General features: G+C 72.7%; 28 protein-coding genes. 22 read left to right on the top strand and 6 right to left on the bottom strand.

Features of this window, described 5'->3' with window-relative positions; genetic code table 11:
• The first annotated feature begins 143 nt into the window (after nucleotides 1-143).
• The 8 genes from hisD to hisF all read left to right on the top strand — a co-directional run bounded on the left by hisD (nucleotide 144) and on the right by hisF (nucleotide 6,025).
• Nucleotides 144-1,469, top strand: a complete 1,326-nt coding sequence (gene hisD, locus ACZ6TD_RS34480) for a histidinol dehydrogenase (RefSeq protein ID WP_471344456.1) — start codon at nucleotides 144-146, stop codon at nucleotides 1,467-1,469.
• Entirely contained in the window at nucleotides 1,466-2,584 is a 1,119-nt protein-coding gene (locus tag ACZ6TD_RS34485) for a histidinol-phosphate transaminase (protein WP_471344458.1), read from the top strand. The genes hisD and ACZ6TD_RS34485 overlap by 4 nt, the downstream gene beginning before the upstream one ends.
• A complete protein-coding gene (gene hisB, locus ACZ6TD_RS34490) occupies nucleotides 2,581-3,174 on the top strand; it encodes an imidazoleglycerol-phosphate dehydratase HisB (protein ID WP_014059975.1) in 594 nt (197 codons plus the stop codon). Before ACZ6TD_RS34485 ends, hisB begins: the two co-directional genes overlap by 4 nt.
• A 91-nt stretch (nucleotides 3,175-3,265) precedes the next feature.
• Nucleotides 3,266-3,430, top strand: a complete 165-nt coding sequence (locus ACZ6TD_RS34495) for a hypothetical protein (RefSeq protein WP_471344459.1) — start codon at nucleotides 3,266-3,268, stop codon at nucleotides 3,428-3,430.
• Nucleotides 3,421-4,065: an imidazole glycerol phosphate synthase subunit HisH gene (gene hisH / locus ACZ6TD_RS34500; RefSeq protein ID WP_471344460.1), complete on the top strand. Its 645-nt coding sequence runs from the start codon at nucleotides 3,421-3,423 to the stop codon at nucleotides 4,063-4,065. The genes ACZ6TD_RS34495 and hisH overlap by 10 nt, the downstream gene beginning before the upstream one ends.
• A 54-nt stretch (nucleotides 4,066-4,119) precedes the next feature.
• Nucleotides 4,120-4,851 (top strand): bifunctional 1-(5-phosphoribosyl)-5-((5-phosphoribosylamino)methylideneamino)imidazole-4-carboxamide isomerase/phosphoribosylanthranilate isomerase PriA, encoded by a 732-nt coding sequence (gene priA, locus ACZ6TD_RS34505; protein ID WP_471344461.1) that lies wholly within the window; start codon nucleotides 4,120-4,122, stop codon nucleotides 4,849-4,851.
• Nucleotides 4,848-5,258 (top strand): RidA family protein, encoded by a 411-nt coding sequence (locus ACZ6TD_RS34510; RefSeq protein ID WP_471344463.1) that lies wholly within the window; start codon nucleotides 4,848-4,850, stop codon nucleotides 5,256-5,258. The genes priA and ACZ6TD_RS34510 overlap by 4 nt, the downstream gene beginning before the upstream one ends.
• Nucleotides 5,255-6,025: an imidazole glycerol phosphate synthase subunit HisF gene (gene hisF, locus ACZ6TD_RS34515; protein WP_471344464.1), complete on the top strand. Its 771-nt coding sequence runs from the start codon at nucleotides 5,255-5,257 to the stop codon at nucleotides 6,023-6,025. The genes ACZ6TD_RS34510 and hisF overlap by 4 nt, the downstream gene beginning before the upstream one ends.
• A gap of 57 nt (nucleotides 6,026-6,082) precedes the next feature.
• On the opposite strand, the gene ACZ6TD_RS34520 is transcribed toward hisF, so the two are convergent.
• The 3 genes from ACZ6TD_RS34520 to ACZ6TD_RS34530 form a co-directional block, all read right to left on the bottom strand.
• Entirely contained in the window at nucleotides 6,083-7,129 is a 1,047-nt protein-coding gene (locus ACZ6TD_RS34520) for a CU044_5270 family protein (RefSeq protein WP_471344466.1), read from the bottom strand.
• Entirely contained in the window at nucleotides 7,126-7,767 is a 642-nt protein-coding gene (locus ACZ6TD_RS34525) for an RNA polymerase sigma factor (RefSeq protein WP_471344467.1), read from the bottom strand. The genes ACZ6TD_RS34520 and ACZ6TD_RS34525 overlap by 4 nt, the downstream gene beginning before the upstream one ends.
• Before the next feature lie 150 nt (nucleotides 7,768-7,917).
• Nucleotides 7,918-8,283 carry a MerR family transcriptional regulator gene (locus tag ACZ6TD_RS34530; protein ID WP_471344468.1) on the bottom strand — a complete coding sequence of 122 codons (366 nt, stop codon included), beginning with the start codon at nucleotides 8,281-8,283 and terminating at the stop codon, nucleotides 7,918-7,920.
• A 64-nt stretch (nucleotides 8,284-8,347) separates the two neighbouring features.
• On the opposite strand from ACZ6TD_RS34530, the gene ACZ6TD_RS34535 reads away from it, so the two are divergent.
• Nucleotides 8,348-9,448: an alkene reductase gene (locus ACZ6TD_RS34535; RefSeq protein WP_471344470.1), complete on the top strand. Its 1,101-nt coding sequence runs from the start codon at nucleotides 8,348-8,350 to the stop codon at nucleotides 9,446-9,448.
• Nucleotides 9,449-9,450: 2 nt separating this feature from the next.
• On the opposite strand, the gene ACZ6TD_RS34540 is transcribed toward ACZ6TD_RS34535, so the two are convergent.
• Complete coding sequence (locus ACZ6TD_RS34540; RefSeq protein WP_471344471.1) at nucleotides 9,451-9,921, bottom strand: OsmC family protein; 471 nt, start codon at nucleotides 9,919-9,921, stop codon at nucleotides 9,451-9,453.
• Between the two features lie 184 nt (nucleotides 9,922-10,105).
• Here ACZ6TD_RS34540 and ACZ6TD_RS34545 point away from each other — a divergent pair, with 184 nt between their 5' ends.
• The 3 genes from ACZ6TD_RS34545 to ACZ6TD_RS34555 all read left to right on the top strand — a co-directional run bounded on the left by ACZ6TD_RS34545 (nucleotide 10,106) and on the right by ACZ6TD_RS34555 (nucleotide 12,847).
• Nucleotides 10,106-10,849, top strand: a complete 744-nt coding sequence (locus tag ACZ6TD_RS34545) for an SDR family oxidoreductase (RefSeq protein WP_471358292.1) — start codon at nucleotides 10,106-10,108, stop codon at nucleotides 10,847-10,849.
• A gap of 95 nt (nucleotides 10,850-10,944) precedes the next feature.
• Nucleotides 10,945-11,808 (top strand): polysaccharide deacetylase family protein, encoded by an 864-nt coding sequence (locus ACZ6TD_RS34550; RefSeq protein ID WP_471344472.1) that lies wholly within the window; start codon nucleotides 10,945-10,947, stop codon nucleotides 11,806-11,808.
• A 208-nt stretch (nucleotides 11,809-12,016) separates the two neighbouring features.
• Nucleotides 12,017-12,847: an endo alpha-1,4 polygalactosaminidase gene (locus ACZ6TD_RS34555; RefSeq protein WP_471344474.1), complete on the top strand. Its 831-nt coding sequence runs from the start codon at nucleotides 12,017-12,019 to the stop codon at nucleotides 12,845-12,847.
• 58 nt (nucleotides 12,848-12,905) lie between these two features.
• Here the strand turns inward: ACZ6TD_RS34555 and ACZ6TD_RS34560 are convergent, their stop codons facing one another.
• Nucleotides 12,906-13,538: a TIGR03085 family metal-binding protein gene (locus tag ACZ6TD_RS34560; protein WP_471344476.1), complete on the bottom strand. Its 633-nt coding sequence runs from the start codon at nucleotides 13,536-13,538 to the stop codon at nucleotides 12,906-12,908.
• Nucleotides 13,539-13,794: 256 nt separating this feature from the next.
• The gene (locus ACZ6TD_RS34565) at nucleotides 13,795-14,832 is read right to left on the bottom strand and encodes a hypothetical protein (RefSeq protein ID WP_471344477.1); all 1,038 of its coding nucleotides are present in this window, start codon (nucleotides 14,830-14,832) and stop codon (nucleotides 13,795-13,797) included.
• Nucleotides 14,833-14,976: 144 nt separating this feature from the next.
• Between ACZ6TD_RS34565 and hisI the strand changes: the two genes are divergently transcribed.
• The 10 genes from hisI to ACZ6TD_RS34615 all read left to right on the top strand — a co-directional run bounded on the left by hisI (nucleotide 14,977) and on the right by ACZ6TD_RS34615 (nucleotide 23,125).
• Nucleotides 14,977-15,354 (top strand): phosphoribosyl-AMP cyclohydrolase, encoded by a 378-nt coding sequence (gene hisI / locus ACZ6TD_RS34570; protein ID WP_191067856.1) that lies wholly within the window; start codon nucleotides 14,977-14,979, stop codon nucleotides 15,352-15,354.
• 109 nt (nucleotides 15,355-15,463) lie between these two features.
• Entirely contained in the window at nucleotides 15,464-16,954 is a 1,491-nt protein-coding gene (locus ACZ6TD_RS34575; RefSeq protein WP_471344479.1) for an anthranilate synthase component I, read from the top strand.
• Nucleotides 16,955-17,085: 131 nt separating this feature from the next.
• Nucleotides 17,086-17,781 (top strand): TIGR02234 family membrane protein, encoded by a 696-nt coding sequence (locus ACZ6TD_RS34580; RefSeq protein ID WP_471344481.1) that lies wholly within the window; start codon nucleotides 17,086-17,088, stop codon nucleotides 17,779-17,781.
• A 378-nt stretch (nucleotides 17,782-18,159) separates the two neighbouring features.
• Nucleotides 18,160-18,417 carry an HGxxPAAW family protein gene (locus tag ACZ6TD_RS34585; RefSeq protein WP_471344483.1) on the top strand — a complete coding sequence of 86 codons (258 nt, stop codon included), beginning with the start codon at nucleotides 18,160-18,162 and terminating at the stop codon, nucleotides 18,415-18,417.
• Nucleotides 18,418-18,534: 117 nt separating this feature from the next.
• Entirely contained in the window at nucleotides 18,535-18,945 is a 411-nt protein-coding gene (locus ACZ6TD_RS34590; RefSeq protein WP_471344485.1) for a DUF2752 domain-containing protein, read from the top strand.
• Between the two features lie 157 nt (nucleotides 18,946-19,102).
• Entirely contained in the window at nucleotides 19,103-19,912 is an 810-nt protein-coding gene (gene trpC, locus ACZ6TD_RS34595) for an indole-3-glycerol phosphate synthase TrpC (protein ID WP_137977522.1), read from the top strand.
• Between the two features lie 23 nt (nucleotides 19,913-19,935).
• Nucleotides 19,936-20,088, top strand: coding sequence for a tryptophan biosynthesis modulator TrpM (gene trpM, locus ACZ6TD_RS34600; protein ID WP_369075658.1), 153 nt, complete (start codon nucleotides 19,936-19,938; stop codon nucleotides 20,086-20,088).
• A gap of 71 nt (nucleotides 20,089-20,159) precedes the next feature.
• A complete protein-coding gene (gene trpB, locus ACZ6TD_RS34605; RefSeq protein WP_471344487.1) occupies nucleotides 20,160-21,407 on the top strand; it encodes a tryptophan synthase subunit beta in 1,248 nt (415 codons plus the stop codon).
• Entirely contained in the window at nucleotides 21,407-22,225 is an 819-nt protein-coding gene (gene trpA / locus ACZ6TD_RS34610; RefSeq protein WP_471344488.1) for a tryptophan synthase subunit alpha, read from the top strand. Before trpB ends, trpA begins: the two co-directional genes overlap by 1 nt.
• Nucleotides 22,226-22,297: 72 nt before the next feature.
• A complete protein-coding gene (locus ACZ6TD_RS34615; RefSeq protein WP_471344490.1) occupies nucleotides 22,298-23,125 on the top strand; it encodes a DsbA family protein in 828 nt (275 codons plus the stop codon).
• The last annotated feature ends 2 nt before the right edge of the window (nucleotides 23,126-23,127 follow it).

Below are 23,127 nucleotides of genomic sequence, written 5' to 3' on the forward strand. Positions count from 1 at the left end.
CCTGATTCTCCGTGTCCCCGTACGGAGCACATTCCCGCTGAGTAACCGGTTGAACGCCAACGGTCAGGGTCAACTTAGGGGGTCCGTATCACTGACTGATACGGGGGGAGGGGCGTCGTGGCGGGTCTGAGACAATTGATCGCGTGATCTCCCGTATCGATCTGCGCGGCGCCGCCTTCCCGGAGGGCGGGATCGACCGTGACCTGCTGCCCCGTGCCGAGCTCGACGTCGAGGCCGCCCTGGAGAAGGTGCGGCCCATCTGCGACGACGTGCGCCATCGCGGTACCGCTGCGTTGATCGACTACGCCCATCGGTTCGACGGCGTCACCATAGAGCGGGTGCGGGTCCCCGCGGAGGCGCTGGAGCGCGCCCTCGCCGAGCTGGACCCGGCCGTGCGGGCCGCCCTGGAGGAGTCCATCCGGCGGGCCCGGCTGGTCCACCGCGACCAGCGGCGCACCGACCACACCACCCAGGTGGTGCCGGGGGGCACGGTCACCGAGCGCTGGGTGCCGGTCGAGCGCGTCGGGCTGTACGTACCGGGCGGGCGCTCGGTCTACCCCTCGTCCGTGGTGATGAACGTGGTGCCCGCGCAGGAGGCCGGGGTCGCCTCGATGGCCGTCGCCTCCCCGCCGCAGGCGGAGTTCGGCGGGCTGCCGCACCCCACGATCCTCGCGGCGTGCGCCCTGCTGGGCGTGGACGAGGTGTACGCGGCGGGCGGCGCCCAGGCCGTCGCGATGTTCGCCTACGGCACCGAGGACTGCCGTCCGGTCTCGATGGTGACCGGTCCTGGCAACATCTGGGTCGCCGCGGCCAAGCGGCTGCTCAAGGGCCGGATCGGCATCGACGCCGAGGCCGGACCGACCGAGATCGCCATCCTCGCCGACGCCACCGCCGACCCGGTGCATGTCGCCGCGGACCTGATCAGCCAGGCCGAGCACGACCCGCTGGCCGCGTCCGTGCTGGTCACCGACTCAGAGGAGCTGGCCGCCGCGGTCGAGAAGGAGCTCGAGGTCCAGGTGGGGGCCACCAAGCACGTCGCGGACCGGATCGGTCCCGCGCTGGCCGGGCGGCAGTCCGGCATCGTGCTGGTCGACGGTCTGGAGCAGGGCCTGGCCGTCGTGGACGCGTACGCGGCCGAGCACCTGGAGATCCAGACCGAGGACGCGGCGGCCGTCGCGGCCCGGGTGCGCAACGCCGGGGCGATCTTCGTCGGTGCCTACGCCCCGGTGTCGCTCGGCGACTACGCGGCGGGCTCCAACCACGTGCTGCCCACCGGCGGCTGCGCCTGCCACTCCTCCGGACTGTCCGTGCAGTCCTTCCTGCGCGGCATCCATGTGGTGGACTACACCCGGGACGCGCTGGCCGAGATCGCCGGCCATGTGGTGACGCTGGCCGAGGCGGAGGATCTGCCCGCCCACGGCGCCGCGGTGAAGGCAAGGTTCGACTGGAAGGTGCCACCGAGCAAGTGACCGGCATTGACGATCTCCCGATCCGGGACGAGCTCCGTGGCAAATCCCCGTACGGCGCTCCGCAACTGGACGTGCCCGTACGGCTGAACACCAACGAGAACCCCTATCCGCTGCCCGAGCCGCTGGTCGCCCGGATCGTCGAGCGGGTCGCCGAGGCGGCCCGGAACCTCAACCGCTATCCGGACCGGGACGCGGTCGAGCTCCGCACCGGGTTGGCCCGCTACCTCAGCCGTACGGCCGGTCTCGAGGTCGGCGTCGCCCAGGTCTGGGCGGCCAACGGGTCCAACGAGGTGCTCCAGCAGCTGCTCCAGACCTTCGGCGGCCCGGGGCGCACCGCGATCGGCTTCGAGCCCTCGTACTCGATGCACGCGCTGATCTCCCGTGGCACCGGCACCGGCTGGATTTCCGGTCCCCGGAACGCCGATTTCACCATCGATGTCGATGCCGCCCGTAAGGCCATCGCCGAGCACCGCCCCGATGTCGTCTTCATCACCTCGCCGAACAATCCGACGGGGACGGCGGTCGACGCCGGGACGGTGCTGGCGCTGCACGACGCGGCGCAGGACGCCAGGGCGGACACCGCCGGGGCGCTCGTCGTCGTGGACGAGGCGTACGGGGAGTTCAGCCACCGTCCGTCGCTGCTGCCGCTGATCGAGGGGCGGCCGCGGCTGGTGCTCTCGCGGACCATGTCCAAGGCGTTCGGCGCGGCCGGGCTGCGGCTCGGCTACCTCGCCGCCGACCCGGCGGTCGTCGACGCCGTCCAGCTGGTCCGCCTGCCGTACCACCTGTCCGCCGTCACCCAGGCCACCGCGCTGGCCGCCCTGGAGCACACCGATACGCTGCTGGGGTACGTCGAGGCGCTCAAGGCCGAGCGCGACCGGGTGGTGAGCGAGCTGCGCACCATCGGCTGCGAGGTGACCGACTCCGACGCCAACTTCGTCCAGTTCGGCCGCTTCGAGGACGCCCACGCGGCATGGCAGGGCCTGCTGGACCGGGGCGTCCTGGTCCGGGACAACGGCGTACCGGGATGGCTGCGGGTCACCGCGGGGACCCCGGCCGAGAACGACGCGTTCCTCGACGCGGTACGCGAGCTGATGAAGGAGAAGAGCGCATGACCCGCGTGGGACGCGTGGAGCGCACGACCAAGGAGACCTCGGTCGTCGTCGAGATCGACCTCGACGGCACCGGCCAGGTCGATGTGTCGACAGGGGTCGGCTTCTACGACCACATGCTCGACCAGCTCGGCCGCCACGGCCTCTTCGACCTCACGGTCAAGACCGAGGGCGACCTGCACATCGACACCCACCACACCATCGAGGACACCGCCCTCGCGCTGGGCGCCGCCTTCAAGCAGGCGCTCGGCGACAAGGTGGGCATCTACCGCTTCGGCAACTGCACGGTGCCGCTGGACGAGTCGCTGGCCCAGGTGACGGTCGACCTCTCCGGCCGCCCGTACCTGGTGCACACCGAGCCGGAGAACATCGCGCCGATGATCGGCACCTACGACACCACGATGACCCGGCACATCCTGGAGTCCTTCGTGGCCCAGGCGCAGATCGCCCTGCACGTCCACGTGCCCTACGGGCGCAACGCCCACCACATCGTGGAGTGCCAGTTCAAGGCCCTGGCGCGGGCCCTGCGCTACGCCAGCGAGCGCGACCCCCGCGCCGCCGGGATCCTCCCCTCCACGAAGGGGGCCCTCTAACTGTGAGCGTCGCCCGCGCGGCCGCCGGGCCGCAGACGACACTCGACCCGCGCTTTCGCCGCGCGGGCGGAGAAGCGAACGAGGTAGCTGCGTGAACGGCCTGTCGACCGCGTTCATCCTCCTGGGACTCTTTCTGCTCGGCGGGGTCATCTCCTTCGTCAAGCAGGGCATGTCCAAGAGCGTCATCACGCTGCTCGGGATCGGTGCCACGATGGCGCTGCTCGCCGGCGTCCTGCGGCTTGAGGTATGGAATTGAGCAACAAGAGCGTCGTTGTTCTCGACTACGGATTCGGCAACGTCCGGTCCGCCGAGCGGGCCCTCGCCCATGTCGGCGCGCAGGTCGAGATCACCCGTGACTACGACAAGGCCATGGCCGCCGACGGTCTCCTCGTCCCCGGTGTGGGCGCCTTCGCCGCCTGCATGAAGGGGCTGCGCGCGGCGCGCGGCGACTGGATCGTGGGGCGCCGGCTGTCCGGCGGCCGCCCGGTCATGGGCATCTGCGTCGGCATGCAGATCCTCTTCGGGCGCGGTATCGAGCACGGAGTCGAGGCCGAGGGCCTGGACGAGTGGCCCGGCACGGTCGAGCGGCTGCGCGCGCCCGTCGTCCCCCACATGGGGTGGAACACGGTCAAGGCGCCCGGCGACTCCCAGCTCTTCGCGGGCCTGGACGAGGGCGAGCGGTACTACTTCGTCCACTCCTACGCGGTCCGCACCTGGGAGCTCGAGGTCACCAACCCGCATATCCCCGCCCCCAAGGTCACCTGGTCCACCCATGGCGAGCCGTTCGTCGCCGCCGTCGAGAACGGCCCGCTGTGGGCCACCCAGTTCCACCCCGAGAAGTCGGGCGACGCCGGGGCGCGGCTGCTCCGCAACTGGCTCGACACGCTCTGACCGGCCCCCGCGTCAGCTCTCACCGCCCGCACGCTCTCACCGAAGGTTGTCCGCATGCGCACGCACCGCCTCGAACTCCTCCCCGCCGTCGATGTCCGCGACGGCCAGGCCGTCCGCCTCGTCCACGGCGAGTCCGGCTCCGAGACGTCGTACGGCGACCCGATGGAGGCCGCCCTGGCCTGGCAGCGGGCCGGCGCCGAGTGGCTGCACCTGGTGGACCTCGACGCCGCCTTCGGCACCGGGAACAACCGCGCGCAGATCGCCGAGGTGGCCCGCGCCATGGACCTCAAGGTCGAGCTGTCCGGCGGGATCCGCGACGACGCCTCGCTGGCCGCCGCCCTGGCCACCGGCTGCGCCCGGGTGAACCTCGGCACGGCCGCGCTGGAGTCCCCCGAGTGGGTCGCCAAGGTCATCGCCGAGCACGGCGACCTGATCGCCGTGGGCCTCGATGTGCGCGGCACCACGCTGCGCGGCCGCGGCTGGACCCGCGACGGCGGCGATCTGTACGAGACGCTGGCCCGCCTCGACTCCGAGGGTTGCGCCCGCTACGTCGTCACCGACATCGCCAAGGACGGCACCCTCCAGGGCCCCAACCTGGAGCTGCTGCGCAATGTCTGCGCCGCGACCGACCGCCCCGTCGTCGCCTCCGGCGGCGTTTCCTCGCTCGACGACCTGCGTGCCCTTGCGACCCTGGTACCGGAAGGTGTCGAGGGCGCCATCGTGGGCAAGGCGCTCTACGCCAAGGCATTCACCTTGGAAGAGGCGTTGGAGGCGGTGGCCGTATGACCTCACCCGAGATCGGGCGACGGGTCCAGACCGACAGTCCGTGGGAGCAGACCATCGGGTTCGCCCGGGCCGTCGAGGCCGGTGACCTGGTGCTCGTCGCCGGGACGATGCCGCTCGCGGAGCGCGGCGTCCTGGAGGGCGAGGGGGATCCGTACGAGCAGACGCTCGCGGCCTTCCGCCATGCGCTGGACGCGCTGAAGAAGTTCGACCTCGGCGTCGAATCGGTGGTCCGCACCCGTATGTACCTCACCCACGCCCGCGACGTGGACGAGGTGGGCCGCGCCCACAAGGAGCTCTTCGACGCCGTGCGCCCCGCCGCGACGCTGGTCGTGGTGTCCGGCTTCGTCGACTCGCGCGTCCTGGTGGAAGTCGAACTGGAAGCATTCCGAGGAGCACGACAGTCATGACCCTGGCGGTCCGAGTCATCCCCTGCCTGGACGTGGACAACGGCCGGGTCGTCAAGGGCGTCAACTTCCAGAATCTGCGCGACGCGGGCGACCCGGTCGAGATGGCCAAGATCTACGGCGAGGAGGGCGCGGACGAGCTCACCTTCCTCGACATCACCGCCTCCTCCGGCGACCGCGAGACCACCTACGACGTGGTCCGCCGCACCGCCGAGCAGGTCTTCATCCCGCTGACGGTCGGCGGCGGCGTCCGCACCCCGGAGGACGTCGACAAGCTGCTGCGCGCCGGGGCGGACAAGGTCGGCGTCAACACCGCCGCCATCGCCCGCCCCGAGCTGATCCGCGAGATCGCCGAGCGCTTCGGCAGCCAGGTGCTCGTCCTCTCGGTCGACGCCCGCCGCTGCCCCGAGGGGACGGTGACCCCGTCCGGCTACGAGGTCACCACCCACGGCGGCCGCCGCGGCACCGGCATCGACGCCGTCGAATGGGCCCACCGCGCGGCGGAGCTGGGCGCCGGGGAGATCCTGCTGAACTCCATGGACGCGGACGGCACCAAGGACGGCTACGACACGGCCATGATCGAGGCGGTCCGCAAGCACGTCACCATCCCGGTGATCGCCAGCGGCGGCGCCGGCAAGGCGGCCGACTTCGCGCCGGCCATCGCCGCGGGGGCCGACGCGGTGCTCGCGGCCTCCGTCTTCCACTTCGGCGATCTGCGGATCGGCCAGGTGAAGGACGCGCTGCGGGAGGCTGGGCACCCGGTGCGCTGAGGCAGACGCGATGAAGCGGGGGACCACCGGACGGTGGTCCCCCGCCGCCGTGACGTCTCAGCTGGTCGGCCGCTCGCGGTAGTGGTCGACGATGCCGCGCTTCAGGTACGCGGTCTTCTCCATGACGTCGCCCTTCTTGCCCGCCCCGACGTCCCTCGTCAGGTAGCTGCGCTCACCGAGCAGGGTCAGGCTGTCCCGGTCGAAGACCCATTCGGTGGCCTCCCCCGACCTCTTGTCGACGCGGGCGATGCCGACCCCGTGGCGGCCCGCCGCGTCCACCGCGTCCTCCTTCCGCGTCACCCCGGGGATCTTCGCGGCGGCCTTGTAGAGGGCGGCGGCGTTCTCCGGCGGCATCACCGTCTCGCCCAGGAAGGAGCCGATCCGGTTGAAGACGGCCTGTGCCTTCTCCACGTCCTCGTCCGGTGTGGCCATCCGGTACAGCTCCTTGAGCAGGACGTCCGGGTCGGTCGGCAGGGACGCCAGCCACTGGTACGTGGGGCGGTAGGCGCCCGCCGGGGACCCGCCCAACTCGGCCATCCGGCCCCACTCCCCGTTTTCCTTTATCTCGCCGGTCTTGGTGATCCGCTTCACCTGCTGCGACATCCAGACCTCGCGCTCATGCCGCGGCTCCAGCTTCGAGGAGCCGTCCTCCTTCATCTCGGCCCCCGCCGTCAGGCTCTTCACGTAGACGAACTGGTCCTGTCGCACCGGCTTGACGTCCGACTTCGCCGCGGTCCCGGCGATCCGGTCGAGCAGGACGGTGGCGGTCTCGCGCGGCTGGGCGGTGGTGTCGCCGGACGTCCCGCCCCCGGTGAAGGTGACGGCCAGCGCCCCGGCCAGCGCCAGGGCCGCGGCGGGCATCACCAGCGCGGGGCGCAGCAGCCGCGGCCGGGCCTTCCGGGCGGGCGCGGGGGTGCGGTTCTGGTCGTCATCGATGTGCTGCATCAAACGGTCCTTGTGGTGGAGGTACGGAGCGGAGGGCACGTCCCGTTCGGCCGGGACGGGAGGAAGCAGCCGGGCGAGCTCCTCGCGCGCGGTGTCCTCGTACGCGGCGTCCTCGCGCTCGCGCTCGGGCCGGGCGGGCCCGGAGCCGACGGCGTTCATCGGGGGTCCTCCTGAAACTCCTGAATGGGCAGGGCCGCGAACGCGGCCTCATGCTGTACCTCTCCGCGACGGTGCGGCGGTTCCTTCTTTTCCTCCGCGAGCCGCTGATCGGCGAGCTTGCGCAGCCGGGCGCGGGCCCGGGACAGCCGCGAGCGCACCGTTCCCACCGGGATGCCCATGGCCTCGGCCGCCTGTGCGTAGTCCAGGCCGGACCAGACGCACAGCGCCAGCACCTCCTGCTCCCCGCGCCGCAGCCGGCCGAACACCGTGCGCACGGCGGCGAGCCGGCGGGCGTCGTCGATACGGCCCGCCGCCTCGTCCGCGAAGTCCGCCACCGGGTCGGGCGCCGGGCGGCGGGCCAGGAAGGCCAGGCGGCGGCCGATGCCGCGGTTGGCGTTGCGGGCCTTGTTCGTCGCCACGCCCAGCAGCCACGGTTTCAGCGTGCCGTCGCCCGGCTCCAGCCGCTCCCGGGTCCGCCAGGCGTCGAGGAACGTATCGCCCATCACCTCCTCGGCCACCGACCAGTCGCCGGTCAGCCGGAAGGCATGGTTGTAGACCGTACGCGCGTAACTCTCGTAGAGCTCCGCGAACGCCTCGCGGTCACCCGCCCGTATCCGCGCCCGCAGGCCCTCACTCATCTCGTTCACACCTCACACCCGTGCCTCTCCGCACGGCGGAGGTGGTTCCCGTGACCTGCGCCACATGTGGGGCGCGGGCGCCTACGGGGTGTCCGGGCGCGTGGCAGGGGAGCAGCCCGCCGCAGGCGTACGCGTACCGCCGGCACCCGGCTAATCGGCCGGGACCGACGCCGCCTCGATCACCTCGTCCAGGACCTCACGGGAGCGGAGCAGGTCCGCGATCATGCGGTCGATGCGCTCCCGCTCCACCGTCAGGTCGGAGACCAACTGCCCGTTGGCCGTTCGCGACGGGCCGCCGTCCGAGTCCCGCATGCAGGGGAGCAACTGGGCGATCTTCTCGCTGCACAGCCCCGCGGCGAAGAGCTCCTGGATGCGGATGACGCGGTCCACCGCGCCCTCCCCGTACTCGCGATGGCCGCCCGGGGTGCGCTCGGCCGTCATCAGGCCCTGCTTCTCGTAGTAGCGCAGCGAGCGCTCGCTGACGCCGGTGCGCCGCGCCAGTTCGCCGATCCGCATTCCTCACCTCGCCTGCCGGTCCGGACTTGAATCTGACATCAATGGCAAGTTTTACCGTACCCGCATGACGCACACACCCGAGATACCCAGCCTCTTCGAACCCGCCCGACTCGGCCCTCTCGACCTCCCCAACCGCCTGGTCATGGCGCCGATGACCCGCAACCGCGCCGCCGCCGACGGCGTGCCCCTGCCGATCATGGCCACCTACTACGCCCAGCGCGCCACGGCCGGGCTGATCATCGCCGAGGCCGCCACGCCCAACGCGGTGGGGCAGACCTACCCCGACATCGCCGCGATCCACAACGCGGCGCAGGTGGCCGGATGGCGGCGGGTGACCGACGCGGTGCACGCGGCGGGCGGCCGGATGTTCCTCCAGCTTCAGCACGGCGGCCGGGTCGGCCACCCGGACACCAGCGGGCTGATGCCGGTGGCGCCCTCGCCGGTCCCGCTCCCGGAGACGATCTTCACCCCGAACGGTCATCAGCGGGCCGTCGTACCGCGCGAGATGACGCTCGAGGAGATCCGTTCCACCGTCGCCGACTTCGCCGCCGCCGCGCGCAACGCCCGGGACGCGGGCTTCGCCGGAGTGGAGGTGCACGCGGCCAACGGCTACCTCCTCCACCAGTTCCTGGCCCAGGGCACCAACCGCCGCACCGACGCCTACGGTGGCTCGGTGGCCGGGCGCGTCCGGTTCGTGGCCGAGGTGGTCCACGCCGTCGCCGACGCGATCGGCCCCGAGCGGGTGGGCCTGCGCATCTCGCCCGGGTCCACCGTCAACGGCATCGAGGAGGGCGACACCGAGGCCCTCTACCCCGCGCTCGTCAAGGAGCTCGCGGACACCGGCCTCGCCTATCTGCACATCGTCCGCGCCCGGCCGGACCAGCCCCTCTTCCGGGAGCTCCGCGCCTCCTGGCCGGCCACGCTGATCGCCAACCCGTCGCTGCCCGGCGACGGCGTCCCCGCCGACGGCGGTATGCGCCAGGCCGGGGCGCTGCTGGCCGAGGGCGCCGACCTGATCGCCCTCGGCCGCACCTTCCTGGCCAATCCCGACCTGGTGACCCGCCTGCGCACCGGCGCCCCGCTCAACCCCATCCGGGACGCGTACCTGATGTACGTGGGCGGCGAGACCGGCTACACGGACTACCCCACGCTGACGGCGGCCTGAGCTCAGCCGACCCGGACGGCCGGCTGGTGGCGGACGGGGAAGTTGACCGAGTTCGCGATGAAGCACGTCTGATGGGCGTCCCTGTGCGCCGTACGCGCCCGCTCCAGCATCGCCTCGTCGGCGACGGTGACCACCGGATTGAGCACCACCTCGGTGAAGCGCCCGCTGTGCCCGGCCGCCTCCTCCATGACCCCGGTGGCGACGTCCTCGTACGCCGTGACCGTCACCCCGTCCCGGGCGCATACGGAGAGGTAGGTCAGCATGTGGCACTGCGAGAGCGAGGCCAGCAGGAACTCCTCCGGGTTCCAGCACTCCGGATCCCCCAGGAACGCGGGATCCGCACTGCCCCGCAGGGTCGGCTTCCCCTCGCCGAGGATGTCGTGCGACCGCCCGTAGTCCCGGTAACCACTCGTCCCCGAACCGGTGTTACCGGTCCACCGGACGGTGGCGCGGTAGGTGTGCTGTCGGCCCATCGTCTGTGCCCTCCCTTTCGTGTCCCCGCGGTGGCGGAGCCGGCCCCGCCCAGCACGAGGCGCTGACCGGGAGTGTCGCACCCAGGAGGAGCACGTCCTGGTACGGGGGCTCTGACCTGCGCAGACTCGGGGGGGGGCAGGACAGAGCGGCACCAGGACGGAAAGGAATACCGCCATGAACGCCATGAACGCCATGACCGGGACCGGCAAGGTCGTGCTCATCACCGGGGCCAGCAGCGGGATCGGGGCGGCGACCGCGCGTCGGCTCGCCGCCGACGGGCACCGGGTCTATCTGGGAGCGCGCCGGACCGAGCGGCTGGGGGAGCTGGCCGGGGAGATCACCGCCGAGGGCGGCAGCGCGGCGTACCAGAGGCTGGATGTCACCGCGGCCGACGACATGCGGGCCTTCGTGGCGGCCGCCCGGGAGCGGTTCGGACGGGTGGATGTGATCGTCAACAACGCCGGGGTGATGCCGCTTTCGCCGCTCGAGGCGCTGAAGGTCGACGAGTGGGACCGGATGCTCGATGTGAATGTGCGCGGTGTGCTGTACGGCATCGCCGCGGCCCTTCCGGTGATGAAGGAGCAGGGCGCCGGGCATGTCGTGAACATCGCCTCGGTCGGTGCGTACGAGGTGTCGCCCACCGCGGCGGTGTACTGCGCCACCAAGTTCGCCGTACGCGCCATCTCGGAGGGGCTGCGCCAGGAGTCGGCCGGTGACATCCGGGTCAGCCTGGTCTCCCCGGGCGTGACCGAGTCCGAACTCGCCGAGTCCATCTCCGACCCGAGCGCCCGCGAGGCCATGAAGACGTACCGCTCGGTGGCCATCCCCGCCTCCGCGATCGCCGACGCCATCGCGTACGCCGTCGGGCAGCCGCCCGAGGTCGACGTCAACGAGATCGTGGTGCGCCCGGCCGCGAGTGCCCAGTAGGGGCGGGCCGCCCAGCGGGCCGTCCAGCGGGCCGTCCAGGAGGGGCGGGCGGAAAATCCGTACGGCGATCGCTGACGGCGGCTCACACTGAGGGCATGGATGGAGCCACGTCGAGTCACCTGCTGGGGTTCCCGCCGGACGCGCGGGTGCTCATCGTCAACTGCGACGACCTCGGCATGCACGAGTCGGTCAACGTCGCCGTCATCGACGCGATCGAGGAGGGGATCGCGAGCTCCTGCAGCCTGATGGTGCCGTGCCCGGGGGCGTCGCAGGCCCTGCGGATGCTGCGCGCGCGGCCGGACATCCCGTTCGGCATCCACCTCACGCTGGTCCGCGACGCGGACCACCTCCGATGGGGACCGCTGAGCGCGAGGGGGACGGTGGCGTCGCTGCTGGACGAGCGGGGCGAGCTCTTCACCGCCGACCGGCGGGAGGAGCTGCTCGCGCGGGCGCGTCCCGACGAGGTCGAGCGGGAGTTCCGGGCCCAGATCGAGGCCGTGGCCGACGCGGGACTGACGCCGACTCATCTGGACTGGCACTGTCTGGCCGACGGCGGACGCGAGGACGTCTTCGAGCTGACCGTGGCGCTGGCGGGGGAGTACGGACTGGCGGTGCGGGTCTGGCTCGACGGCGGCCGCCGGACGGCGCGCGGGCGAGGACTGCCGGTCACCGACCATGACTTCCTGGACAGCTTCGCCCTCGACATCGACGGTAAGGCGGCCCGCTACGCCGAGCTGCTGCGCGCTCTTCCGCCCGGGCTCAGCGAGTGGGCGGTCCACCCCGGTCTTGACGACGCCCGGTCGCGGGCCGCCGAGCCCGGCGGCGGGTGGCGGGTGCGCCACGGCGACCACGCGTTCCTGACGTCGGCGCGGGCCCGCGAACTGCTGGCGGAGGAGGGCATCGTGGTGATCGACTACCGGCCGCTCCAGCGGATCTGGTCCGGGGGGCGGCCGACGTGACGCCTTCCGGTCCAGCGGGGCGGCCGACTTGACGTCGTTGCCGGGGCCCGCTTTGATCGCAGCAGCCGCACGGTGTACCGCCCCGTGCCGAGCAAGAGGTGCGCCCAGCCGGTAGGGGACCCGGTGCCGGTCCCGAGCCCGGACACAGTCGCCAGGACGGCGGATGCCATCCGAGGCGGGGACGCTACCCGCGAGTGTTGGAGCTTTCATGCCAGCCAGCCATGCCGCACGCCTTCGCCGCCGCTGGGCCCTCGGGTCGGTGGTGACGGCCGCCGCCGCGGCGGCCGCCGTCGTGGCCGTGTCCATGTCCTCGGGAGCCAGCGCGTCCGAAGTGGCGCTGCCGCCCGTCCACGGTGGCTTCGACTACCAGATCGGCGGGGCGTACACCCCGCCGAAGGGGGTCGACATCGTCAGCCGCGACCGCGGGGACTCCCCGGCGAAGGGTCTGTACAACATCTGCTACGTCAACGCCTTCCAGGTCCAGCCGGGCGAGCGCGACCAGTGGCCGGACGACCTGCTGCTGCGCGACCGCAACGGCGATCTCGTCATCGACACCAAGTGGAAGGAACCGCTGCTCGACCTCCGTACCGCCGAGAAGCGCGAGCGCGTGGCGGACAAGGTCGACGGGTGGATCGACGGCTGCGCCGACAAGGGCTTCGACGCCGTCGAGCCCGACAACTACGACAGCTACGAACGCTCCAAGAAGCTGCTGACCACCGCTCACGCCAAGGCGTTCATGGCCCTGCTGTCGGAGCACGCCCACGCCCAGGGGCTGGCCATCGCGCAGAAGAACACCGCGGAGCTCCTCCCCGACCGGGAGGCGGCCGGGCTGGACTTCGCGGTGGTCGAGGAGTGCGGCGAGTACGACGAGTGCGGTGAGTTCGCCAAGGCGTACGACGACCATGTGGTGGTGGTCGAGTACGGCGACGAGGGCTTCGCCAAGGCGTGCGAGGGCTGGGGCGACCGGCTCAGCGTCGTCCGGCGGGACGAGGGCGTCTCTCCGGCGGGCGAGGACGGCTACGTTCGCGAGACCTGTTAGGGAGTTCCCTCGCGTCGTCCCCGTCCGCCTGCCCGGCGGGCGGGGACGCTTCGCGGTCTCAGATGCCCAGCTTGGCCTCGTGCGCCGCGGCCACGGCCTCCTTGTCGCCCTCCAGTTCCACCCGGGCGGCCTCCTGGCGGCCGGTGAGGAAGAGCGCCAGCTCGCCCGGTTCGCCGGTGACCGTGACGACCGGGGTGCCGCGGTGGGCCACCGCCGTACGGCCGTCCGGGCGGCGCAGCACCAGGCCGACGGGGGAGCGGCGGCCGAAGATCCGGGCGCCGCGCTCGATGCGGGACCACAGCGTGTCGGCGAAGACCGGGTCCAGCTCGCGCGGCGTCCAGTCCGGGCGGGCGCGGCGCACATCCTCGGCGTGGACGTAGAACTCGAAGCTGTTGGCCGCCTCGTCCACCTGCTTCAGCGCGAACGGCGACATCCGCGGCGGACCGGTGCGGAAAAGCTGGAGCAGCTCTTCGTACGGCCGCGCCGCGAACTCCTCCTGCACCCGGGCCAGCCGCGCGGCCAGCGGCTTGACCAGCACCCCGGCGGCCGCGTCGGGGCGGCGCTCGCGGACCACCAGATGGGCCGCCAGATCGCGGGTGCTCCAGCCCTCGCACAGCGTCGGGGCCCCGGGGCCCGCGCCGTTCAAGAGGTCGGCGAGGAGCAGGCGTTCGCGCTTCGCGTGAGTGGACATGCGTCCACCCTACGACCGGGGCCCGCCCACTGCCACGAGGAGCGCCGCCGCGCGCCCCGGCGAGGCCGCTCCGCCCGCTATGGGCCGGCCCCGCCCGCGCTGCGGGTCGGCTGCGCCCGCGTGGTGGGGGCTTCGCCCCTGGGCCCCGGGGGCTGGGGCGGAGCCCCAGTTGTGGGAAGGGGCGGGGAGGGGGAAGCACCGATATGCGGCTCCGCCGCGTGGCCCGCCGCAGGCGTCACGATCCGTCGGACGCTCCCTACCCCGGCAGCGGCTTGCTCAGCTTCTTGCCGTCGCGCCCGGCGCTCAGCGTGAGCGCGCAGGACACCTGGTCCTCGCCCTGGATGGAGTACGTGCCCAGCGCGGGGTACAGCGCGTAGTAGTAATACATCCGGCCGTCGTTGGGGACGCTCTTGAGCCGCTTCTTGGCATCCGTCGCGCACAGCGCCAGCGCCTTGGTCTGAATCGCCTTCTCGGTGGAGAAGTCGCCGCTCAGCGTCTCATTGGCGATCACCTCGCCGTCGTGCGGCCCGTGGCAGGACCGCTTCTCGACCTTGGTGACGCTGCTGTCCATCGCCGGGTGGTCGAAGCACTGGCCGGGGTCGAGCACCACATACGGCACCTTGTCACCGGGCGCGCCGGACTCCGACGCGTCCGGGGCCGCCGACTCCGAGGCACCCGGGTCCCCGTCGGGGGCCTCGCTTCCGCCGCCCAGCGGCGCGCCTTCGCCGGGGTCCTCCGAGCCCGACGGGGCGGCGGACGACTCGGCGTCCGAGGGCGAGGAGAGGGGGCGGTCCGAGGCCGAGGCGGACGGGCCGGCGTCGGCCGACGTCTCCTTGCCGCCGTCGTCCTTCGTCCCGATGACGATCGCGCCGACGACCACCGCCACGGCCACCACCGCCGCGATGACGATCGCCGTGACCTTGGAGCCGCCGGTGCCGGGCGGTGGGGGAGGGGGCGGCAGCGCCCCCGGAGGTATGGGCCCCGGCGGCAGTGCGCCCGGGGGCGGGCCGCCGGGCAGCAGGGCCGGTGGGGTGGGCGGGCCGAAACCGCCGCTCGGCTGCGCGGGCGGACCGGGCTGCGCGGGCTGGTCCGCCGGGGGCGGCGGCCCGAAGCCCTGCTGCGGCTGCTGCGCCTGCGGAGGCTGCGCGGGTTGCTGCGGCTGCGGAGGCTGCGCGGGTTGCTGCGGCTGCGCGGGCTGTGGCTGTGGTGGTTGCTGGTACGGCTGCGGCGGCGGACCGAACCCCCCGCCGTTTCCAGGCCGGTTGGGGTCGTTCGACGGCGGCGGGAACGTCATGCCCGAAGCATGCCCCATTCCACTGACAATCCGCCCATCGGGCCCTGCCTACCGGCCGGTTTCCCAGCCCGGTTTCCCGGCCCGGCCCCCGGTCCGGCAGAGATCATTCGCGGGGACCCCCCTCCGGACGTGCAGAATGGTCGCATGACCGGCTCCGACCGCCCCTCCGCCCTCGACCCGGCCCTCGCCGCCCGCCTCAAGCGCGGCGCCGACGGCCTGCTGCCCGCCATCGCCCAGCAGTACGACACCGGTGAGGTGCTGATGCTCGGCTGGATGGACGACGAGGCGCTGCACCGCACCCTCACCACCGGCCGCTGCACCTACTGGAGCCGCAGCCGCCAGGAGTACTGGGTCAAGGGCGACACCTCCGGCCATGTCCAGCTGGTCAAGTCCGTCGCGCTCGACTGCGACGCCGACACCGTCCTCGTCAAGGTCGACCAGGTCGGCGCCGCCTGCCACACCGGCGACCGCACCTGCTTCGACGCCGACGAGCTCCCGCTCGGCCCGCGGACCGACCAGTAGACCGGTCCGTAGACCGGCCGGTGGACCGGCCACCACCCCAACCAAGCCCCAGCCCCCAGCCCCCGTGCCCCGCCGGGCTCCCCAGCCCCAGACCCAGGACGCTGTCACGATGGATCTCGAGACCTTCCGCAAGCTGGCGGCCGACCGCCGCGTCATCCCCGTCAGTCGCAAGCTGCTCGCGGACGGCGACACCCCCGTGGGCCTCTACCGCAAGCTGGCCGCCGAGCGCCCCGGCACCTTCCTCCTCGAATCCGCCGAGAACGGCCGCTCCTGGTCCCGCTACTCCTTCGTCGGCGTCCGCAGCGCCGCCACCCTCACCGAACGCGACGGCCGCACCCACTGGCTGGGCACCCCGCCGGTCGGCGTCCCCACCGACGGCGACCCCCTGCAGGCGCTGCGCGCCACCGTCGAGGCCCTGCACACCCCCCGGGACCTCGGGGGACTGGTCCAACTGCCGCCGTTCACCGGCGGCATGGTCGGCTACCTCGGCTACGACATCGTCCGCCGCCTGGAGAAGGTCGGCGAGCACGGGCGGGACGATCTGCGCCTGCCCGAGCTGACCATGCTGCTCACCTCGGACCTCGCGGTGCTGGACCACTGGGACGGCACCGTGCTGCTGATCGCCAACGCGATCAACCACAACGACCTCGACACGGGCGTGGACGAGGCGTACGCGGACGCCGTGGCCCGGCTCGACGCGATGGCCGCCGACCTGGTCCGCCCCGTCGCGACCGACCCCGCCGCGCTGCCCGACTCCGAGCTGCCCGAGTACACCGCACTGTGGGGCGGCGAGGACTTCAAGGCGGCGGTGGACGACATCAAGGAGCGCATCCGCGCGGGCGAGGCGTTCCAGGTCGTCCCCTCGCAGCGGTTCGAGACGCCGTGCTCGGCCAGCGCCCTCGACGTCTACCGGGTGCTGCGCGCCACCAACCCGAGCCCCTATATGTACCTCTTCCGGTTCGAGGGCTTCGATGTGGTGGGCTCCAGCCCGGAGGCCCTGGTCAAGGTCGAGGACGGCCGGGCGATGCTGCACCCCATCGCCGGCACCCGCCACCGGGGGGCCACTCCGCAGGAGGACGCCGCGCTCGCCGAGGAACTGCTCGCCGACCCCAAGGAGCGGGCCGAGCACCTGATGCTCGTCGACCTCGGGCGCAATGACCTCGGGCGGGTCTGCGAGCCGGGCAGCGTGGAGGTCGTCGACTTCATGTCGATCGAGCGCTACAGCCACGTCATGCACATCGTCTCGACCGTCACCGGCAGCCTCGCCGAGGGCCGTACGGCCTTCGACGTACTCACCGCCTGCTTCCCCGCGGGCACCCTCTCCGGTGCCCCCAAGCCGCGGGCGCTCCAGATCATCGAGGAGCTGGAGCCGAGCCGCCGCGGGCTGTACGGCGGCTGTGTCGGCTATCTCGACTTCGCGGGCGACTCCGACACCGCGATCGCCATCCGCACCGCGCTGCTGCGCGAGGGCACGGCGTACGTCCAGGCGGGCGCCGGGATCGTCGCCGACTCCGATCCGGTGGCCGAGGACGCGGAGTGCCGCAACAAGGCGGCGGCGGTGCTGCGGGCGGTGCACGCGGCGGGCCGGCTGGGACGGTAGGGGCTGTCCGGCGGATCGGATACCCCGCATCCGCCGGACGCCCCGTGGTTTCCGCAGCCGGTACTTCCCGGTAGGTCCCCTGTCCCCCACCCGGGAACGACCCCGTACCCGGGTGGGGGATAGTGGTAGGCGTGACTGCAGCAGCCGTACCCCAGCCCAGGGCCGAGCACGAGCCCTCCGCCCCCGCCGCGCGCGGCCGCCGAAGCAGCCTTGCCATCGCCCTGCTCGCCGGTGCGCTCGGCGCCGCCCTCGTCCTGCTGGCCACCAGCCGCAAGTGGGCCGAGGGCACCGCCTCCGTCGCCCAGGGATCCCTCTCGCAGAGCGCCAACGGCGATGACATCACCGGGCTCCCCGGTGCCCTCGCGGTCGTCGGCCTGGCCGCGCTGGTCGCCGTCTTCGCCGTGCGCCGCCTCGGCCGTGCCGTCGTCGCGGCGCTGCTCGCCCTCAGCGGCGCGGGCATCGTGATCAGCTCGGCCCTCGGCGCGTCCGACAAGGCGGCGCTGGAGGAGAAGGCGTCCAAGGTGAGCGGGCTGACCCACAGCCCGATCCACGACGTGGCGTACACCCCCTGGCCGTGGGTCGCCGCGGCGGGCGGGGTGCTGCTGCTGCTCGCGGGCGTGCTCGCCCTGGGCTACGGCCGTCACTGGCCCGCCATGTCCGGCCGGTACGAGCGCGCGGGCACCGCGGCCGCCGCGGGCCGGGGCCGCACCCGGCGCGGCGGCGCCGCCTCCGACCCGGACCGCCCCGAGGAGCTGTGGAAGGCCCTGGACCGCGGCGAGGACCCGACGGAGGCCCCGGCGCGGCAGGAGGCCGAGCGCGGCGCCTAGCGTGACGCCTGCGGCGGGCTGCTCCCCTCCCCGCCCCTTCCCGAAACTGGGGCTCCGCCCCAGACCCCCGGGGGCCGCAGCTCCGCCTCAGATCTCGGGGGGCCGGGGCTGCGCTCCAGATCTCGGGGGCCGGGGCTGTGGCCCAGACTTCGGAGGGCCGCAGCTCCGCCTCGGACCTCGGGGGCCGGGGCGGCGCTCCAGGGGCCGCCGGACACCCCGTAGGCCCCGCCCCTGGGCGCCGCCCTCCCGCCCGCCGTCCCGGCTCGCACCGTAAGGTCCCACCCCCGCTCAAGGGCGTTTCGCGCGTCGGGGACAATGGCGTGGGAGCGTTCGCCCCCCGAGCGCCGGATCAGGCGCGTACAGCTACGAGGAGAATTCATGGCGGGTCACGACCACGGACACACCCCGGCCGCCTGGACCGGTGTCACCATCGCCTTCATCGGCTTCTGCGTCGCCGGCGCGTTCACCGTGGCGGCGAACCCGCTCGGCTTCTGGGCGGGCATGGTGATCATCGCCCTCGGCGGTGTCGTCGGCGCGGCGATGCGCGCGGCCGGGCTGGGCATGCCCAAGACGCAGCCCCCGCGGCCCCAGCCGCAGCCCACGGCGACGCAGTCGCAGGCGCAGACCCAGCACTGAGCCCCGGCGCGGCCCGGGGCCGTGCCCGCCTCCACCGCACCCGGCACTGAGCCGTACGGAGGCCGGCGCACCGGCCCTGAGCTGCGCCTTCGTGGATCCCCGGGCAGACTCGGCGGTGTGACCGAACCACCGCCGACCGCCCTCGCTCCCCTGGTGCGGCGCCTGGCCGCCCCGTTCGGCGTGCTCGCGGGCGTCCTCGCCGCCTTCGGCTACGTCGGCGCCGTGGACCCCCGGGAGCCCGGCCACTACCCCGTCTGCCCGCTGCTGCGGCTCACCGGGCTGTACTGTCCCGGCTGCGGCGGGCTGCGCGGCGCCCATGCCCTGGCCCACGGCGATCTGGCGGCCGCGCTGCGTGACAACGCCCTCGCCGTCGGCTGCTACGCGGCCTTCGCCGTCTGCTGGACGGTGTGGTGCGTGCGCGGACGCTTCCCGGCGCCGCGGCTGTGGCACGCGGGGGCGCTCGGCGTGGTCGCCCTGGTCTTCACAATCGTCCGGAATTTCCCGTTCGGGGGACTACTGGTGCCCTGACCGCTGTTGTGTATGTGCATGTGGCGGGCGTCCGCGTCAACCGGATGCGAGACCTCGGCCTACCGGCGGCTACCATCGCAGTGCCAGGTGACGCGGTGGACCGCCCCACCCGGTACAGATCAGAAGCTTCATCCCCGTCACGGAAGGGGGCCGCTCGGTGAGTGTGCTCGACGAGATCATCGACGGAGTCCGTGCCGACCTCGCGGAGCGGCAGGCGCGCGTCGCCCTCGACGAGCTCAAGGAGCGGGCGGCCAAGGCGCAGCCGGCGAAGGACGGTGTCGCGGCGCTCAAGGGCGACAGCGTCAAGGTGATCTGCGAGGTCAAGCGGTCCAGCCCCTCCAAGGGCGCGCTCGCCGCGATCGCCGACCCCGCCGGGCTCGCCGCGGACTACGAGGCGGGCGGCGCGGCCGTGATCAGCGTGCTGACCGAGCAGCGGCGCTTCGGCGGATCGCTGGCCGACCTGGAAGCCGTAAGGGCGAAGGTCGACATTCCGGTGCTCCGTAAGGACTTCATCGTCACCTCGTACCAGCTGTGGGAGGCGCGGGCGCACGGCGCCGACGTCATCCTGCTGATCGTCGCCGCGCTGGAGCAGCAGGCGCTGGTCTCGCTCATCGAGCGGGCCGAGTCGATCGGGCTGACGCCCCTGGTCGAGGTGCACGACGAGGAGGAGACCGCCCGGGCGGTCGACGCCGGGGCCCGGGTGATCGGTGTCAACGCGCGTGACCTCAAGACCCTCCAGGTGGACCGCTCGAACTTCGCGCGGATCGCCCCGGAGATCCCGGACCACATCGTCAAGATCGCGGAGTCCGGCGTGCGCGGCCCGCACGACCTGATCGCCTACGCCAATGACGGCGCGGACGCGGTGCTGGTCGGCGAGTCCCTGGTGACCGGGCGCGACCCCAAGGCCGCGGTCGCCGATCTGGTGGCGGCGGGCGCCCATCCGGCGCTGCGCCACGGCCGGGACTGACGGCGGGGCGGGATCGGCGGACCATGGAGACGTACGCGCGCCTGGCACGGGGCTGTCGGCCCCGGGGCTGCCGCGCGCCCGCGCGGCGGGTGCGGGGGCGGCGCGTGCGCTACCACATCGGATGCGAGCCGGGGCAGATCAACGGGCGGCGATGGCGCCGGGCGGCAGCGCGCTGAGCGCACGCCGCACGCTTTCCCATCCATCCCAGCCTGTTGCGGGGCGATGCCCCGATCGAGGAGTACGTCGCATGTCCTCTGATTTCTTCATCCCTGACCCGGAGGGCCAGGTGCCCAGCGCCGAGGGGTATTTCGGCGCCTTCGGCGGCAAGTTCATCCCCGAGGCGCTCGTCGCCGCGGTGGACGAGGTCGCCGCCGAGTACGAGAAGGCCAAGGCGGACCCCGCCTTCGCGGCCGAGCTCGAGGATCTGCTGGTCAACTACACCGGCCGGCCCAGTGCGCTGACCGAGGTGGAGCGGTTCGCCGAGCACGCCGGGGGTGCCCGGGTCTTCCTCAAGCGGGAGGACCTGAACCACACCGGCTCCCACAAGATCAACAACGTGCTGGGGCAGGCCCTGCTCACCCGGCGGATGGGCAAGTCCCGCGTCATCGCCGAGACCGGCGCCGGTCAGCACGGGGTGGCCACGGCCACCGCGTGCGCGCTGTTCGGGCTCGAGTGCACCATCTACATGGGCGAGGTCGACACCCAGCGTCAGGCGCTCAACGTGGCGCGGATGCGGATGCTGGGCGCCGAGGTCATCGCCGTGAAGTCCGGCAGCCGTACCCTCAAGGACGCCATCAACGAGGCGTTCCGGGACTGGGTCGCCAATGTGGACCGGACCCACTACCTCTTCGGCACCGTGGCAGGTCCCCACCCCTTCCCGGCGCTGGTGCGCGACTTCCACCGGGTGATCGGCGTGGAGGCGCGGCGGCAGATCCTGGAGCGGACCGGGCGGCTGCCGGACGCGGTCGCGGCGTGTGTGGGCGGCGGATCCAACGCGATCGGGCTGTTCCACGCCTTCCTGCCGGACGAGAGCGTGCGGATCGTCGGCTTCGAGCCCGCCGGGCACGGCGTGGCCACCGGGGAGCACGCGGCCACGCTGAGCCAGGGTGAGCCCGGGATCCTGCACGGCTCCCGGTCCTACGTCCTCCAGGACGAGGACGGCCAGATCACCGAGCCGTACTCGATCTCGGCCGGTCTCGACTACCCCGGTGTCGGCCCTGAGCACGCGTATCTGAAGGACATCGGCCGCGCCGAGTACCGGGCGGTCACCGACGACGAGGCGATGCGAGCCCTGCGGCTGCTGTCGGAGACCGAGGGCATCATCCCGGCGATCGAGAGCGCCCACGCGCTCGCGGGCGCCCTGGACCTCGGCCGGGAGCTGGGGAGCGACGGCCTGGTGCTGGTCAATCTCTCCGGACGCGGTGACAAGGACATGGACACGGCGGCTCGGTACTTCGGGCTCTACGAGCAGCAGGGCGACGAGGGGGCGAAGTGATGGCCGGGAACCTGGAGCTGCTGGGGTCCGTCCTGGCGGGCGCCAAGGACGAGGGGCGCGCCGCGCTCGTCGGCTATCTGCCCGCCGGTTTCCCCACCATCGACGGCGCGGTGGACGCGATGACCGCCATGATCGAGGGCGGCTGCGACATCGTCGAGGTCGGGCTGCCGCACAGCGATCCGGTGCTGGACGGGCCGGTGATCCAGACCGCCGACGACATCGCGCTGCGGGGCGGGGTCCGGATCCGCGATGTGATCCGCACGGTGGGGGAGGTGCACGCCCGCACCGGCGCCCCGGTCCTGTGCATGACGTACTGGAACCCCGTGGACCGGTACGGCGTCGAGCGGTTCGCCGCCGATCTCGCCGAGGCGGGCGGCGCGGGCTGCATCCTGCCCGATCTGCCGGTCGAGGAGTCGGAGATCTGGCGGAAGGCCGCCGAGCAGCACGGTCTGGCGACCGTGTTCGTGGTCGCGCCCAGCAGCCGTGATGAGCGGCTGGCGAAGATCACGGCGGCGGGCAGCGGTTTCGTCTACGCGGCGTCCCTGATGGGTGTCACCGGAACGAGGGAATCGGTGGGGCAGGAGGCCCGCGCGCTGGTGGAGCGCACCCGCGCCACCACCTCGCTCCCGGTGTGCGTGGGCCTCGGCGTCTCCAATGCCACGCAGGCGGCGGAGGTCGCGGCGTTCGCCGACGGGGTCATCGTGGGCTCGGCCTTCGTCAAGCGGCTGCTGGACGCCGAGGGTGACACCGAGGCCGGTCTGGCGGGGCTGCGCGAGCTCGCGGGTGAGCTGGCGGAGGGCGTCCGCACCGCCCGTTAGAGGGTCGCTCGTTCGAGGGAACAACGGGGCGGAGGAGCTCAGCGGTGCTCCTCCGCCTCGTTAGGCGAGGGCGTGAGCCAGAGAAACCGTGAGGGAAAGCGCGGCGCCCGAGAGCGCCTGCGGGAACAGCGCGAGCGGGACCGGGCGCGCGCGAAGCGTAAGCGGACGCTGGGCGTCCTGGGGGCGGTGGTGGCAGTCCTCGGCGCGGCGGTGGGCGTGGGCATGTTCGCGTCCAGGACCGACGACGACCCGGGGAAGTCGGGCAGCGCCCTGGTGCCGCCGCGCGGAGCCGTCGGCAAGGGGCGTCTGGTGATCCCCTCGGGGAAGTCGGAGAAGTCCGGGCAGGAGGGGAAGGCGGGGAAGGCGGGGAAGGCGGGCCCGGTGACCCTGACGGTCTACGAGGACTTCCGCTGCCCGGGGTGCAAGCAGTTCGAGGACGTCTTCCGCAAGACCGTCCACGAGCTCCAGGACAGCGGCCGGCTGAGGGTCGAGTACCACCTGGTCACGATCATCGACGGGAACCTCGGCGGCACCGGTTCGGTCCGCGCCGCGAACGCGGCGGCCTGCGCCCAGGACAAGGGCCCCGCGAAGTTCCGGGCGTACCACGATGTGCTCTACCGCCACCAGCCCCAGGAGACCCGGGACACCTATGCCGACAACGGCAGGCTGATCAAGCTCGCGGACCAGGTCCCCGGGCTGGTCACGCCCGCCTTCCGGCGTTGCGTCGAGGACGGCCGGCACGACGCCTGGGTGCGCGAGTCCAACGACGTCTTCGCCCACTCCGGCTACGCCTCCACGCCGACCGTGCTGCTGGGCGGCAAGTCGATCTACGGCGACCCCAAGAAGCCGCTGAGCCCCGACAAGCTCAAGCGCATGGTCCTCGCGGCGGCCCGCGACTGATC

This window comes from Streptomyces yongxingensis (assembly GCF_055597465.1).

What these genes read in the sequence shown, in the direction of transcription:
- hisB (WP_014059975.1), top strand. Translation starts at nt 2,581, where the DNA reads ATGACCCGCGTGGGACGCGTGGAGCGCACGACCAAGGAGACCTCGGTC.
- hisH (WP_471344460.1), top strand. Translation starts at nt 3,421, where the DNA reads ATGGAATTGAGCAACAAGAGCGTCGTTGTTCTCGACTACGGATTCGGC.
- priA (WP_471344461.1), top strand. Translation starts at nt 4,120, where the DNA reads ATGCGCACGCACCGCCTCGAACTCCTCCCCGCCGTCGATGTCCGCGAC.
- ACZ6TD_RS34510 (WP_471344463.1), top strand. Translation starts at nt 4,848, where the DNA reads ATGACCTCACCCGAGATCGGGCGACGGGTCCAGACCGACAGTCCGTGG.
- hisF (WP_471344464.1), top strand. Translation starts at nt 5,255, where the DNA reads ATGACCCTGGCGGTCCGAGTCATCCCCTGCCTGGACGTGGACAACGGC.
- ACZ6TD_RS34520 (WP_471344466.1), bottom strand. Translation starts at nt 7,129, where the DNA reads ATGAACGCCGTCGGCTCCGGGCCCGCCCGGCCCGAGCGCGAGCGCGAG.
- ACZ6TD_RS34525 (WP_471344467.1), bottom strand. Translation starts at nt 7,767, where the DNA reads ATGAGTGAGGGCCTGCGGGCGCGGATACGGGCGGGTGACCGCGAGGCG.
- ACZ6TD_RS34530 (WP_471344468.1), bottom strand. Translation starts at nt 8,283, where the DNA reads ATGCGGATCGGCGAACTGGCGCGGCGCACCGGCGTCAGCGAGCGCTCG.
- ACZ6TD_RS34535 (WP_471344470.1), top strand. Translation starts at nt 8,348, where the DNA reads ATGACGCACACACCCGAGATACCCAGCCTCTTCGAACCCGCCCGACTC.
- ACZ6TD_RS34540 (WP_471344471.1), bottom strand. Translation starts at nt 9,921, where the DNA reads ATGGGCCGACAGCACACCTACCGCGCCACCGTCCGGTGGACCGGTAAC.
- ACZ6TD_RS34545 (WP_471358292.1), top strand. Translation starts at nt 10,106, where the DNA reads ATGAACGCCATGACCGGGACCGGCAAGGTCGTGCTCATCACCGGGGCC.
- ACZ6TD_RS34550 (WP_471344472.1), top strand. Translation starts at nt 10,945, where the DNA reads ATGGATGGAGCCACGTCGAGTCACCTGCTGGGGTTCCCGCCGGACGCG.
- ACZ6TD_RS34555 (WP_471344474.1), top strand. Translation starts at nt 12,017, where the DNA reads ATGCCAGCCAGCCATGCCGCACGCCTTCGCCGCCGCTGGGCCCTCGGG.
- ACZ6TD_RS34560 (WP_471344476.1), bottom strand. Translation starts at nt 13,538, where the DNA reads ATGTCCACTCACGCGAAGCGCGAACGCCTGCTCCTCGCCGACCTCTTG.
- ACZ6TD_RS34565 (WP_471344477.1), bottom strand. Translation starts at nt 14,832, where the DNA reads ATGACGTTCCCGCCGCCGTCGAACGACCCCAACCGGCCTGGAAACGGC.
- hisI (WP_191067856.1), top strand. Translation starts at nt 14,977, where the DNA reads ATGACCGGCTCCGACCGCCCCTCCGCCCTCGACCCGGCCCTCGCCGCC.
- ACZ6TD_RS34575 (WP_471344479.1), top strand. Translation starts at nt 15,464, where the DNA reads ATGGATCTCGAGACCTTCCGCAAGCTGGCGGCCGACCGCCGCGTCATC.
- ACZ6TD_RS34585 (WP_471344483.1), top strand. Translation starts at nt 18,160, where the DNA reads ATGGCGGGTCACGACCACGGACACACCCCGGCCGCCTGGACCGGTGTC.
- trpM (WP_369075658.1), top strand. Translation starts at nt 19,936, where the DNA reads ATGGAGACGTACGCGCGCCTGGCACGGGGCTGTCGGCCCCGGGGCTGC.
- trpB (WP_471344487.1), top strand. Translation starts at nt 20,160, where the DNA reads ATGTCCTCTGATTTCTTCATCCCTGACCCGGAGGGCCAGGTGCCCAGC.
- trpA (WP_471344488.1), top strand. Translation starts at nt 21,407, where the DNA reads ATGGCCGGGAACCTGGAGCTGCTGGGGTCCGTCCTGGCGGGCGCCAAG.